Raw genomic sequence first — 12739 nt, forward strand, 5'->3', positions numbered from 1 at the left:
GCTAAAAGAAATGTAGGAATTAAAAATAAAATCACAGCTATAACACATAATAAAGAGTATCTTGCTACAAACAAAATAGTGGTTAAATAAAATACTTTTATATAGAAGGAATTTGTTTCCCCATAACCCAGTGACACGATTGATAAAAAACTTGTTATAAACAAAAACGATATATTTAAAATATTGTTGAGATTGCTCATTTCTTTTGTGACGGAAAAAAATCTGATATTTAACATTTTTTGAATAATGGATATGACTATGATTAATGAATAGTCTACAGATTTATCCTAGATGATGGGATATAAAAATGGACTAAGTTGGGGCTTATTGTCATCAAAAATTCGAAAACATGACAAATATCATATTTTATAATGAGAACTACATAATATTCGAGGAAATATATGGCACACCACACTCTATACTTCTATCACTTGGAGTGCGGCGTGCTGTTAACGAAGAAGTAAGACTGAATACAGGCCGGATCATCCGGCCTACAGCTTACTGCTGTTCCTGCTTACGGCTACGCATCTTCACGCCAATCCAGAAGACCATCGCCACCGACAGTACCGCCGGGAAGAAGTTAGAGCCGATGTCCGGGTACTCTGCGCGCACCACGGTGCTGTACAACAGCACGCCAAGAATAAAGCAGGCGGCCGCCAGGCCCGGTAACCCGACCGGCATTGTACGGTTCCGATAACGTTGATGCAGGCAGTACACCGTCAGCACCAGCGCAATAATTGGAAATATAGAGAAAGGTACGATGGAGCTGAACAGCGCCGCAAACGTCCCGTTGATCGATAAGCCAGCCAACAGCGCCAGCAGCAGCGTACCTTTATCTTGACCTGACTGTTTCATTGCTCGTCTACCACCTTATTCGGACTGATGTGTCATCTTCTCTTGTTCACGGCGATACCAGTAGTATGCGCCCTTGGAGATCATCCGTAACTGCAGCACCAGCCGCTCTTCCAGCTGTCGACGCTGCTCAAGGCCTACATCCAGAGCCTCCGCTCCCGCGCTAAATACGATAGTCACCATCGCCTCAGCCTGCGCTTCCGTAAAGGCTCGAGGCATATGGTTTTCGATTTCCAGATAGTCGGCAAGTTCCGCGATAAAATGCTGAATCTCGCGGGCGACCGCGGCGCGAAATGCCGCAGAGGTGCCTGAACGCTCGCGCAGCAGCAGGCGGAAAGCGTTCGGGTTATTGCCAATAAATTCCATGAAGGTCGAGACGGAAGTGCGGATAACGCTGCCGCCTTTGGCGATACGCTGGCGTGCCTGGCGCATCAACTGACGCAGCATCAGACCGCTCTCATCGACCATGGTCAGCCCAAGCTCATCCACATCGCGGAAATGACGATAAAAGGAGGTTGGCGCAATCCCAGCCTCGCGCGCCACTTCGCGCAGGCTCAAGCTGGCAAAACTACGCTCGGCACTGAGTTGACTAAATGCCGCTTCCACCAGCGAACGCCGGGTTTTTTCTTTTTGTTGCGCTCTAACACCCATCACGATGACTGAATCCTTCCACAAGCCGTGTTGGCACTATACCAGAGATTAAAACGAATCGACTTACGCAGCTTTGTTAATGATTGTTTACATGCTATTTATGCTATTTCGTATGAAAAAAGCCCAACGATAATTGGGTTATTACTTCGATGATGTTATGATTCTGTTGCTTTTATGTATAAGAACAGGTAAGCCTTACCATGCCACATTCCTACGATTATGATGCAATAGTAATTGGTTCCGGCCCCGGCGGCGAAGGCGCTGCTATGGGTCTGGTGAAGCAAGGAGCCCGTGTCGCCGTTATTGAGCGTTATCATAATGTCGGCGGCGGCTGTACCCACTGGGGTACCATCCCGTCCAAAGCCCTTCGCCACGCCGTTAGCCGTATTATCGAATTCAACCAGAACCCTCTCTACAGCGACCACAGCCGACTTCTCCGCTCCTCATTTGCCGACATCCTGAATCATGCCGATAGCGTTATCAATCAGCAAACTCACATGCGTCAGGGCTTTTATGAGCGTAATCACTGTGAAATGTTGCAGGGTGACGCCCGCTTCGTCGATGAGCACACCATCGCGCTGGAGTGTCCGGACGGTTCCGTCGAAACATTCACCGCCGATAAGTTCGTGATTGCCTGCGGCTCACGCCCGTATCGCCCGGCCGACGTCGACTTTACCCACCCGCGCGTTTACGACAGCGACTCGATTCTCAGCCTGCACCACGAACCGCGCCACGTGATTATCTACGGCGCAGGGGTTATCGGCTGCGAATATGCGTCTATCTTCCGTGGGATGGAGGTTAAGGTTGATCTCATCAACACCCGCGACCGCCTGCTGGCCTTCCTCGATCAGGAAATGTCAGACTCCCTCTCTTACCACTTCTGGAACAGCGGCGTCGTCATTCGCCACAACGAAGAGTACGAGAAGATTGAAGGCGTGGACGATGGCGTGATCATGCACCTGAAGTCTGGCAAGAAGCTCAAAGCCGACTGCCTGCTGTTCGCCAACGGCCGTACCGGTAACACCGATTCGCTGTCGCTGGAAAACATCGGGCTACAGGCTGATGGCCGTGGCCAGCTGAAAGTGAACAGCATGTACCAGACCGCGCTGCCGCACGTCTATGCCGTTGGTGACGTTATCGGCTATCCGAGCCTGGCTTCGGCTGCTTACGATCAAGGCCGCATTGCCGCGCAGGCGTTAATGAAAGGTGAAGCAAGCGCGCACCTGATTGAAGATATCCCAACGGGTATCTACACCATTCCAGAAATCAGCTCTGTCGGCAAAACCGAACAGCAGCTCACAGCAATGAAAGTGCCGTACGAAGTCGGTCGTGCCCAGTTTAAACACCTGGCGCGAGCGCAAATCGTCGGGATGAGCGTGGGTAGCCTGAAGATCCTGTTCCATCGGGAGACCAAGGAGATCCTCGGCATTCACTGCTTTGGCGAGCGCGCGGCCGAAATTATTCATATCGGCCAGGCGATTATGGAGCAGAAAGGTGGCGGTAACACCATTGAGTACTTCGTTAACACCACCTTTAACTACCCGACCATGGCGGAAGCCTATCGGGTAGCAGCGCTAAACGGCTTAAACCGCCTGTTTTAACGCTTTGTCAAAATGGCCGTCCATCGTTTCACGGACGGCCTCCGCCAGCTGCTCATAGCGACCGCGCAGAGGCGATCCCGGACGATAGACCAGGCCAACGGTACGGCGTGGTTCCGGCTTAATGCACGGCAGGTACACCACGCCATCGCGTTGGCGTTCCTGCGGCACGGCTAGCGCTGGCAGCAACGTAATACCGCTACCCGCCGCTACCATATTGCGCAGCGTTTCCAGACTGGTTGCGCGGAAGTGGGTATCTTCATCCGCACCCGCTTCAAAGCAGAAGCCCATGGCCTGGTCACGCAGGCAGTGCCCGTCTTCCAGCATCAGCAGCTTCTCACCGGCCAGATCCGACATCGGCACGCGATCGCGCTCCGCCCACGGGTGATCGGCATAGATCGCCAGCATCATCGGCTCGTCGAACAGCGGCACCTCAATAAAGGCTTCGCTCTCTTTCACCAGCGCCAGAATCGCACAGTCCAGTTTGCCGCTATCGAGCTGCGCCAGCAGTTGATGGGTCTGCGCTTCATGCAGGTACATTTCGAGCTTCGGGAAGGTCTGGTGCAGCATTGGGATAATATGAGGCAGCAGGTACGGGCCAACGGTTGGGATCAGGCCGATATGCAACGGGCCGGACATGGTCTCCCCCTGCTGGCTTGCCATCTCCTTCAGCACTTTGACCTCGCGTAACACGGTACGCGCCTGATCCACCAGCAGCAACCCCGCCTGGGTGAACAGCACTTTGCGGCTGGTACGCTCCAGCAGCATGACGCCCAGTTCATCTTCCAGCTTACGAATCTGCCCACTCAGGGTCGGCTGGCTGACATGGCAGGAATCTGCCGCCCGGCGGAAGTGCCGGTGTTCAGCTAACGCCACCAGGTATTCAAGATCACGAATATTCATTATTCATCCTCCATCGCCACGATAGTTCATGGCGATAGATAGAATAGCAATGAATGATTATCCCTATCAAGGGTTCTGTTCAATAATACACCACAGAAACAGGTGGCCCTTGTTTAACCCTTGAAGTCGTCACACTGATTCGGAGTTTCTCTCAAACTCGACAAATAAAGCCAACATGAACGTTTGCGGGCCCCGTGGCCCGCTTTTTTTTGGCCGTAAAAAACCCGGCGTCGCTACGCTCGGCCGGGCTACAAAGACAAAGGTTACGCGAGGCGTGCTTTCGCGTCGCTAATCGCCTGCGCCACCTGCTTCGGTGAAACGCCGCCTTTCGCTGCACGCTTATCGAGGCAGGATTGCAGCGACAGAATCGGGTAGACATCCTCGCCAATCACCGCGCTGAATTTTTGCAGGTCGGCCAGCGCCAGCTCTTCCAGCGGTTTGCCCTGAGCAATAGCCTCAACCACCGCTTCACCGACGATATGGTGCGCTTCACGGAATGGAACGCCTTTCGCCACCAGATAGTCCGCCAGCTCGGTGGCGTTCGCATAACCCTGCTGCGCCGCTTCCTGGCACCGTGGACGTTTCACCTGAATACCGTCCAGCACCAGCGCCGCCATATGCAGGCAGTCCATCCAGGTATCGAGCGCATCAAATACGCCCTCTTTGTCTTCCTGCATGTCTTTGTTATAGGCCAGCGGCAAGCCTTTTAGGGTCATCATCATGCCGGTCAGCGCACCCTGTACGCGGCCACACTTGCCGCGGATAAGCTCGAGTGCATCCGGGTTTTTCTTCTGCGGCATCAGGGAAGAACCTGAAGTCACGCGGTCAGACAGCTCAACAAAGCCGGCTTCACCGGTATTAAAGAAGATCAGATCTTCAGCAAAGCGCGACAGGTGCACCATGCCAATAGACGCATCAGACAGCAGTTCCAGCACGTGGTCACGGTCAGAAACGCTGTCCAGGCTGTTACGGGTCGCGGACGCAAAGCCCAGCCAGCCTGCCAGCTGCTCACGGTCGATTTCATAGGCGGTACCCGCCAGCGCGCCGCAGCCCAGCGGGCTTACGTCAAGACGCTTAAGGGTATCCTGCAGGCGGCTTTCGTCACGCGCCAGCATCTCAACGTAGGCCAGGCACCAATGCGCGAAGGTTACCGGCTGCGCGCGTTGCAGATGCGTATAGCCCGGCATCACCGCATCCTGGTTTGCCTGCGCAGTGTCGACCAGCGCGCCTTGCAGCTGGCGGATTGCCGTCAGCAGCTCAGCAACGGTATCTTTGCACCACAGTTTGAGGTCGGTCGCTACCTGGTCGTTACGGCTACGGCCGGTGTGCAGCTTTTTACCCAGTTGACCCACTTTGTCGATAAGCTTGCCTTCAACCCAGCTATGGATATCTTCAGCATCGCTTTCCAGAATCTGCTGCGGGTTTGCCCGCACTTCTTCCAGCAGCACGCCCAGCGCGGCTTCCAGTTGAGATTGCTCATCCGCCGTCAGAACGCCAACCGTCACCAGCGCTTTGGACCAGGCAACAGAGCCAACGATATCCTGCTCCGCCAGGCGATAGTCAAAGCGTAAAGAGTCATTGAACTGTTTGAACCGCTGATCCGCTGCCTGAGTAAAACGCCCACCCCAAAGTGCCATAACATGCTTCCTTAATTTCTTCGATTTCACTGCCGGATGGCGCTGCGCTTATCCGGCCTACAGGTTCTGTTCACGTAGGCCCGATAAGGCGTAGCCGCCATCGGGCGCATAAATAGTTAAGCCAGAATACGCGTACCGATCGGCGTGCCGTTAAACAACGCCGGCAGCTGCTCCGCGTGACGCCATGAAGCGATATCTACCGGACGACCCAGCGTACGTGCCGCATCAAGCGCCGCGTTCACTTTCACAATCATCCCATCGGTAATAATGCCCTGCTCGATCAGCTGTTCAGCCTTCGCCGCCGTCATTTCGGCGATACGCTGGCCTTTACCGTCGAGAATACCGCTCACATCGGAGAGCAGAATCAGGTCTGCGCCAAGCGTTGCCGCCAGCGCGGTTGCCGCCTGGTCAGCGTTAACGTTCATCAGTTGCCCTTCGGCGGTCACGCCAATCGAGCTCACCACCGGCAGGAAACCGCCTTCCAGCAGCAGATTAATCAGTTTAGGTGAACCCGGCTGCGCCAGGCCCACGTGGCCCAGTTCTTCATCCAGCTTCGTCACCTGCACGCTGTCGCCATCACCGAGGAACAGGCCAACGGAGGCGATATCATGCTTCTTCGCCCACGCCAGCAGCGTTTTGTTGGCGGTACCCGCCAGCGCGCCGGTAATGATGTCGATTTGATCGGCAGGCGTGACGCGCAGACCATTTTTCTTTTTCACCGGCAGGTTGAGTTGCTTCATCAGCTCATCCACCACGCAGCCGCCGCCGTGGACAATCACCAGCGGGCGCTGATGCGACTCGCGGTAGTTGACCAGCGCGGTAAACAGGCGCTCCAGCGCTTCTTCGCTATCCAGTAACACGCCGCCCAGTTTGATAATTAATGGATTCATCGTCGTCACACCTTAAATAAGAGACTGCGTCTCAGCAAAGCCGAAACGGATATTGGCGCACTGCACGGCCTGTGCGGCAGCGCCTTTCAATAGGTTGTCTTCGGTCGCCACGACGATCAGGTGCTCGCCCTGCACCGCAAAACCGATATCGCAGAACGGCAGGCCGACCACGTTTTTCAGTGCCGGAACGCCCTTCTCGTATAAACGTACCATCGGCTTGTCACCGTAGGCCTGTTGTAAGGTTTCCGCCACCTGCGCATGGGTCACGCCCGGCTTCAGACGGCAGGTAATGGTTTCCAGAATGCCGCGCGGGAAGTTGCCCAGATGCGGGGTGAAAATCACCTCTGCGCCCAGGTGGCTGGCGATTTCCGGCTGATGGCGATGGGTGAACACGCCGTACGGTTGCAGGCTCACTTCACAGAAGCTGTTGGAGATCGCTGCTTTACGCCCTGCGCCGCTCACGCCGCTGGTTGCGTTGATCACCGGCCACTGGTTGAGATCCAGCAGGGATGCATCAATCAGAGGTTTCAGGGAAAGCTGCGCCGCCGTCGGGTAACAGCCCGGCACCGCAATCAGGTTCGCCTCTTTCAGCGCCTCGGCGCTCCACTCGGCCAGGCCATACACCGCCTGCGCCAGCAGCTCAGGATGCTGATGGGTAAACCCGTAGTATTTTTCATAGAAGGCGCCGTCGTTCACACGGAACGCGCCGGAAAGGTCGAACACCACGCAGCCTGCCGCGAGGAATTGCGGGGCCAGATCGTGACTCACTTCGTGGGCGGTCGCCAGGAACACCACATCAACACCGGCGCTGAACTCACTGATATCGGACATCGGCTGCAGCGGCAGATCGACAATCCCTTTCAGCTGTGGATGCAAATCGGAGATTAGCTTTCCTGCATCATTGCTTTGCGCTGAGACCGTCAAAGCGGTTATGTTCATATGAGGATGGCGATTTACATAGGTCACAAGCTCTGCGCCAGCGTAACCGCTCGCGCCCACAATCAGCGTATTCAACATCGGGGCCGTTTACCTTCTTATGTCTGTTTGCCTGATTAAGCGTTTTCTATTCACCCTACCATTGGTGGGTTTTCTTACGCCTAATGATAATGTATTTTTATTCACAAATACTGCATGAATATTGATACTATCATGACCCGAGGTGTGTCAACAATGAAAAACAATTTACCCCCATTTATCGAGATTTACCGTGCGTTGATCGGCACTCCTTCCATCAGCGCAACCGAAGAAGCGCTCGATCAGAGCAATGCGTCTTTAATCACTCTGCTTGCTGACTGGTTCGCCTCGTTAGGCTTCAATGTCGAAGTGCAGCCCGTTCCCGGCACGCGCAACAAATTCAACCTGCTGGCCAGCACCGGACACGGCGCAGGCGGGCTGCTGCTCGCCGGTCATACCGATACCGTGCCGTTTGACGACGGACGCTGGACCCGCGACCCATTCACCCTCACCGAGCACGACAACAAGCTCTACGGTCTGGGTACCGCCGACATGAAAGGCTTCTTCGCCTTTATTCTGGACGCACTGCGTGATGTTGACGTGACGACGCTTAAAAAGCCGCTCTATATCCTGGCAACCGCCGATGAAGAGACCAGCATGGCGGGCGCTCGCTACTTCTCTGAATCCACAGCGCTTCGCCCGGACTGCGCCATCATCGGTGAACCTACCTCACTGCAACCGGTGCGCGCGCATAAAGGCCATATGTCGAATGCCATTCGCGTGATGGGCCAGTCCGGCCACTCCAGCGACCCGGCGCGCGGCGTCAACGCCATTGAGATCATGCACGACGCCATTGGCCGCGTGATGCAACTGCGCGATTCGCTGAAAGAGCGCTATCACTACGAAGCATTTACCGTACCGTATCCAACGCTCAACCTCGGCGCGATCCACGGCGGCGACGCCTCCAACCGCATCTGTGCCTGCTGCGAGCTGCATATGGATATTCGCCCATTGCCTGGCATGACCCTGAACGATCTCAACGGTCTGCTGGATGAAGCGCTGGAGCCGGTAAGCGCACAATGGCCGGGACGCTTGACGGTGAGCGAGCTGCATCCGCCAATTCCAGGCTACGAATGCCCGCCAGACCACCAACTGGTCGAGGTGCTGGAAAAACTGCTCGGTACGAAGACCGAAGTGGTGAACTACTGCACCGAAGCACCGTTTATCCAGACCCTGTGTCCGACCATCGTCTTAGGCCCAGGCTCAATTAATCAGGCGCACCAGCCGGATGAATACCTGGAAACGCGCTTTATTAAGCCGACGCGCGAGTTAATTACCCAGGTCGTGCATCACTTCTGCTGGCATTAATGTGTTCTGCCCGGTGGCGCTACGCTTACCGGGCCTACCCCCACCCGTAGGCCGGATAAGCGCAGCGCCATCCGGCATCTCTAAGCCGCGATCTCCTTCACATTTTCATAAGCATTTCTTATCTGGCACGATACGAATTAACTTTCATAAATTGTCGCGATTTATTCGTTTGCTGAAGCGATTTCGCAGCAATTGACGTACGGGTTTTTACGTGGCTTTATAAAAGAGGTGTCTTTATCTCGCCCTTACGTTCCAGGGGTTGGGATATAACAAAATAAAATGAGATGGGGTGTCTGGGTTAATGAACGAACAATATTCCGCGTTGCGTAGTAATGTCAGTATGCTCGGTAAAGTGCTAGGCGATACCATCAAGGATGCGCTTGGCGAGAACATTCTTGACCGTGTAGAAACGATCCGTAAGTTGTCCAAGTCTTCTCGTGCGGGCAATGAAGCCAATCGCCAGGAGCTGCTCACCACGCTGCAGAACCTGTCCAACGATGAGCTGCTGCCGGTCGCCCGCGCGTTCAGTCAGTTCCTGAACCTGGCCAACACCGCCGAGCAGTACCACAGCATTTCGCCAAAAGGCGAAGCGGCAAGCAACCCGGAAGTGATTGCTCGTACCCTGCGTAAACTCAAAGACCAACCTAATCTCAACGAAACTATCATCAAAAAAGCCGTTGAATCCCTGTCGCTGGAGCTGGTACTCACCGCGCACCCAACCGAAATCACGCGTCGTACGCTGATTCACAAAATGGGTGAGATCAACAACTGCTTAAAGCAACTCGATAACACCGATATCGCCGACTACGAACGCAACCAGGTGATGCGCCGTCTGCGCCAGCTGATTGCCCAGTCCTGGCACACCGATGAAATTCGTAAGCATCGTCCAAGCCCGGTTGATGAGGCCAAATGGGGCTTTGCGGTGGTGGAAAACAGCCTGTGGGAAGGCGTACCAAACTACCTGCGCGAACTGAATGAACAGCTGGAAGAGAACCTCGGTTACCAGCTACCGGTCGATTTCGTGCCGGTACGCTTTACCTCCTGGATGGGCGGCGACCGCGACGGCAACCCGAACGTCACCGCAGAAATCACCCGCCACGTGCTGCTGCTCAGCCGCTGGAAAGCGACCGACCTGTTCCTGAAAGATATTCAGATCCTGATTTCCGAACTGTCGATGGTCGAGTGTACCGACGAACTGCGCGAACTGGTTGGTGAAGCCGGTGCCACCGAGCCGTACCGCTTCCTGATGAAAAACCTGCGTACCCGCCTGCTAGCAACCCAAGCCTGGCTGGAAGCGCGCCTGAAAGGCGAGCGTCTGCCGAAACCGGCGGGCCTTATCAGCCAGAACGAACAGCTGTGGGAACCGCTGTACGCCTGCTATAAATCGCTGCAGGCCTGCGGGATGGGCATTATCGCCAACGGCGAACTGCTCGATACCCTGCGTCGCGTGAAGTGTTTTGGCGTGCCGCTGGTGCGTATCGACGTGCGTCAGGAAAGCACCCGCCACACCGAAGCTCTGGGCGAGCTGACTCGCTATCTGGGCATCGGCGACTACGAAAGCTGGTCAGAAGCCGACAAGCAGGCCTTCCTGATCCGCGAACTGAATTCCAAACGTCCGCTTCTCCCGCGTAGCTGGGAGCCAAGCAACGACACCCGCGAAGTTCTTAATACCTGTAAAGCGATTGTCGATGCCCCTGTCGGCTCAGTCGCCGCCTACGTTATCTCAATGGCAAAAACGCCGTCTGACGTGCTGGCGGTTCATCTGCTGCTGAAAGAAGCGGGCATTACCTTCGCACTGCCGGTTGCTCCGCTGTTCGAAACCCTCGACGACCTGAACAACGCCGATGACGTCATGACCCAACTTCTGGGCATCGACTGGTACCGCGGCTTTATTCAGGGCAAACAGATGGTGATGATTGGCTATTCCGACTCCGCAAAAGATGCGGGCGTCATGGCGGCATCCTGGGCGCAGTACCAGGCGCAAGATGCTCTGATCAAAACCTGTGAGAAAGCGGGCATCGAGCTGACGCTGTTCCACGGTCGCGGTGGTTCCATTGGCCGCGGCGGCGCACCGGCTCACGCTGCGCTGCTCTCTCAGCCTCCGGGAAGCCTGAAAGGTGGCCTGCGCGTGACCGAACAGGGCGAGATGATCCGCTTCAAATACGGTCTGCCGGAAATCACCGTCAGCAGCCTGTCGCTGTACACCAGCGCCATTCTGGAAGCGAACCTGCTGCCACCGCCGGAACCAAAAGAAGAGTGGCGCGGCATCATGGACGAACTGTCGGATATCTCCTGCGAGATGTACCGCGGCTACGTGCGTGAAAACAAAGATTTCGTGCCGTACTTCCGTTCCGCTACGCCGGAGCAGGAACTGGGCAAACTGCCATTGGGTTCACGTCCGGCAAAACGTCGCGCAACCGGCGGCGTTGAATCCCTGCGTGCAATTCCATGGATCTTCGCCTGGACGCAGAACCGCCTGATGCTGCCAGCCTGGCTGGGTGCCGGTGCCGCGCTGCAAAAAGTGGTCGAAGATGGCAAACAGAGCAAGCTGGAAGCCATGTGTCGCGACTGGCCGTTCTTCTCAACCCGCCTGGGCATGCTGGAGATGGTCTACTCGAAAGCTGACCTGTGGCTGGCGGAATACTACGATCAGCGTCTGGTGAAAAAAGAGCTGTGGGGTCTGGGTACCGAACTGCGCGACCAGCTGGAAGCCGACATCAAAGTGGTGCTGGATATCGCAAACGATGCGCACCTGATGGCCGACCTGCCGTGGATTGCCGAGTCTATCCAGCTACGTAACGTCTACACCGACCCGCTGAACGTTCTGCAGGCCGAACTGCTGCACCGTTCACGTAAAGCGGAAGAAGAAGGCCAGGAACCAAACCATAACGTTGAGCAAGCGCTGATGGTCACCATCGCGGGCGTTGCTGCGGGTATGCGTAACACAGGTTAATCTCTCCCCCATGTAGCCCGGCCGAGCGAAGCGACGCCGGGAATATGTACAGTGCGGCTCCGGCGTCGGCCGGTCGACCTGCACGCCAAAAGGCCACATTCTTTGTGGCCTTTTTTTATCCTCTCGGTTAAGGTCTCTTCGTTGTTCACTACGACAGGGATCCCCATGCATTCCGACATCAACCCACTGCTTTCCCACATCGCCTCAGGTATCACGCCGCTGCAAAAAATCTGGTTTGCCGGGAATCACTCGCCGGTGCCGGAGATGGCTTTTCAGGTCGATTTCCCCCGGCTGGAGATCCTGCTTGAAGGGCAGCTCACCGACGCTGCGCTGGGTGAGTCTATGCAGGCACTGGATGCACTCTACGTTCCCGCTGGCGGCTGGAATTTCCCACAGTGGCAGAGCCCGGTCACCACGTTAAGCATTCTGTTTGGCAAACAGCAACTGGGGTTTAGCGTGCAGCAATGGGATGGGCAGCAGTTGAAAAACATGGCTAAGCAGCACGTCGCCCGACGAGGCCCGCGCGTCGGCTCTTTCCTGCTGCAAACCATGAGTGAAATTCAGATGCAGCCGCAGGAACAGCAAACCGCCCGCCTGATAGCCACCAGCCTGATTAGCCACTGTGCCGATCTGCTCAGCAGCCAAATCCAGACCGCATCGCGCAGCCAGGCGCTGTTCGACGCCATTCGCGAATATATCGATAGCCACTTTGCCGAACCGCTGACCCGTGAATCAGTCGCCCAGGCGTTCTACATCTCCCCCAACTATCTGTCGCACCTGTTCCAGAAAAGCGGGGTGATGGGGTTTAACGAATACCTCAACCACACGCGGCTGGAACACGCCAGACGGTTGTTGAAGGGCTACGACCTGAAGGTCAAAGAGATTGCCCACGCCTGTGGGTTTGTCGACAGCAACTACTTCTGCCGTCTATTT

At 55.6% G+C, this 12739-nt stretch carries 10 protein-coding genes; 4 read left to right on the forward strand and 6 right to left on the reverse strand.

Annotated features, from left to right (window positions below; genetic code table 11):
• Positions 1 to 498: 498 nt before the first annotated feature.
• Positions 499 to 855 (reverse strand): YijD family membrane protein, encoded by a 357-nt coding sequence (locus tag GKAS_RS19595; RefSeq protein WP_035896644.1) that lies wholly within the window; start codon positions 853 to 855, stop codon positions 499 to 501.
• Between the two features lie 15 nt (positions 856 to 870).
• Positions 871 to 1506: an HTH-type transcriptional repressor FabR gene (fabR, locus tag GKAS_RS19600; RefSeq protein ID WP_035896647.1), complete on the reverse strand. Its 636-nt coding sequence runs from the start codon at positions 1504 to 1506 to the stop codon at positions 871 to 873.
• Positions 1507 to 1703: 197 nt separating this feature from the next.
• Here fabR and sthA point away from each other — a divergent pair, with 197 nt between their 5' ends.
• Positions 1704 to 3104: a Si-specific NAD(P)(+) transhydrogenase gene (gene sthA, locus GKAS_RS19605; RefSeq protein ID WP_035896650.1), complete on the forward strand. Its 1401-nt coding sequence runs from the start codon at positions 1704 to 1706 to the stop codon at positions 3102 to 3104.
• Here the strand turns inward: sthA and oxyR are convergent.
• The 4 genes from oxyR to argC all read right to left on the reverse strand — a co-directional run bounded on the left by oxyR (position 3087) and on the right by argC (position 7548).
• Entirely contained in the window at positions 3087 to 4004 is a 918-nt protein-coding gene (oxyR, locus tag GKAS_RS19610) for a DNA-binding transcriptional regulator OxyR (protein ID WP_035896652.1), read from the reverse strand. The genes sthA and oxyR overlap by 18 nt on opposite strands.
• A 263-nt stretch (positions 4005 to 4267) precedes the next feature.
• Positions 4268 to 5641, reverse strand: a complete 1374-nt coding sequence (argH, locus tag GKAS_RS19615) for an argininosuccinate lyase (protein WP_035896654.1) — start codon at positions 5639 to 5641, stop codon at positions 4268 to 4270.
• 116 nt (positions 5642 to 5757) lie between these two features.
• Positions 5758 to 6531: an acetylglutamate kinase gene (gene argB, locus GKAS_RS24965; RefSeq protein ID WP_035896656.1), complete on the reverse strand. Its 774-nt coding sequence runs from the start codon at positions 6529 to 6531 to the stop codon at positions 5758 to 5760.
• Positions 6532 to 6543: 12 nt separating this feature from the next.
• Positions 6544 to 7548 (reverse strand): N-acetyl-gamma-glutamyl-phosphate reductase, encoded by a 1005-nt coding sequence (gene argC / locus GKAS_RS24970; protein ID WP_035896658.1) that lies wholly within the window; start codon positions 7546 to 7548, stop codon positions 6544 to 6546.
• 153 nt (positions 7549 to 7701) lie between these two features.
• Between argC and argE the strand changes: the two genes are divergently transcribed.
• From argE to GKAS_RS19640, 3 genes are all read left to right on the forward strand, one after another.
• On the forward strand, positions 7702 to 8853 hold the full coding sequence (argE, locus tag GKAS_RS19630; RefSeq protein WP_035896660.1) for an acetylornithine deacetylase: 1152 nt from the start codon (positions 7702 to 7704) through the stop codon (positions 8851 to 8853).
• 301 nt (positions 8854 to 9154) lie between these two features.
• Positions 9155 to 11806: a phosphoenolpyruvate carboxylase gene (ppc, locus tag GKAS_RS19635; RefSeq protein ID WP_035896662.1), complete on the forward strand. Its 2652-nt coding sequence runs from the start codon at positions 9155 to 9157 to the stop codon at positions 11804 to 11806.
• Positions 11807 to 11971: 165 nt separating this feature from the next.
• Positions 11972 to 12739, forward strand: a 768-nt coding sequence (locus GKAS_RS19640; protein ID WP_035896664.1) for a helix-turn-helix transcriptional regulator, incomplete at its 3' end; no start/stop codon positions are given.

The sequence above is a fragment of the Kluyvera ascorbata ATCC 33433 genome, assembly GCF_000735365.1.
Lineage (GTDB): Bacteria > Pseudomonadota > Gammaproteobacteria > Enterobacterales > Enterobacteriaceae > Kluyvera > Kluyvera ascorbata.

Excerpts from the sequence above, each read along its gene's own strand:
- argC (WP_035896658.1), bottom strand. The coding sequence starts at position 7,548 with ATGTTGAATACGCTGATTGTGGGCGCGAGCGGTTACGCTGGCGCAGAG.
- argH (WP_035896654.1), bottom strand. The coding sequence starts at position 5,641 with ATGGCACTTTGGGGTGGGCGTTTTACTCAGGCAGCGGATCAGCGGTTC.
- argE (WP_035896660.1), top strand. The coding sequence starts at position 7,702 with ATGAAAAACAATTTACCCCCATTTATCGAGATTTACCGTGCGTTGATC.
- argB (WP_035896656.1), bottom strand. The coding sequence starts at position 6,531 with ATGAATCCATTAATTATCAAACTGGGCGGCGTGTTACTGGATAGCGAA.
- GKAS_RS19595 (WP_035896644.1), bottom strand. The coding sequence starts at position 855 with ATGAAACAGTCAGGTCAAGATAAAGGTACGCTGCTGCTGGCGCTGTTG.
- sthA (WP_035896650.1), top strand. The coding sequence starts at position 1,704 with ATGCCACATTCCTACGATTATGATGCAATAGTAATTGGTTCCGGCCCC.
- oxyR (WP_035896652.1), bottom strand. The coding sequence starts at position 4,004 with ATGAATATTCGTGATCTTGAATACCTGGTGGCGTTAGCTGAACACCGG.
- ppc (WP_035896662.1), top strand. The coding sequence starts at position 9,155 with ATGAACGAACAATATTCCGCGTTGCGTAGTAATGTCAGTATGCTCGGT.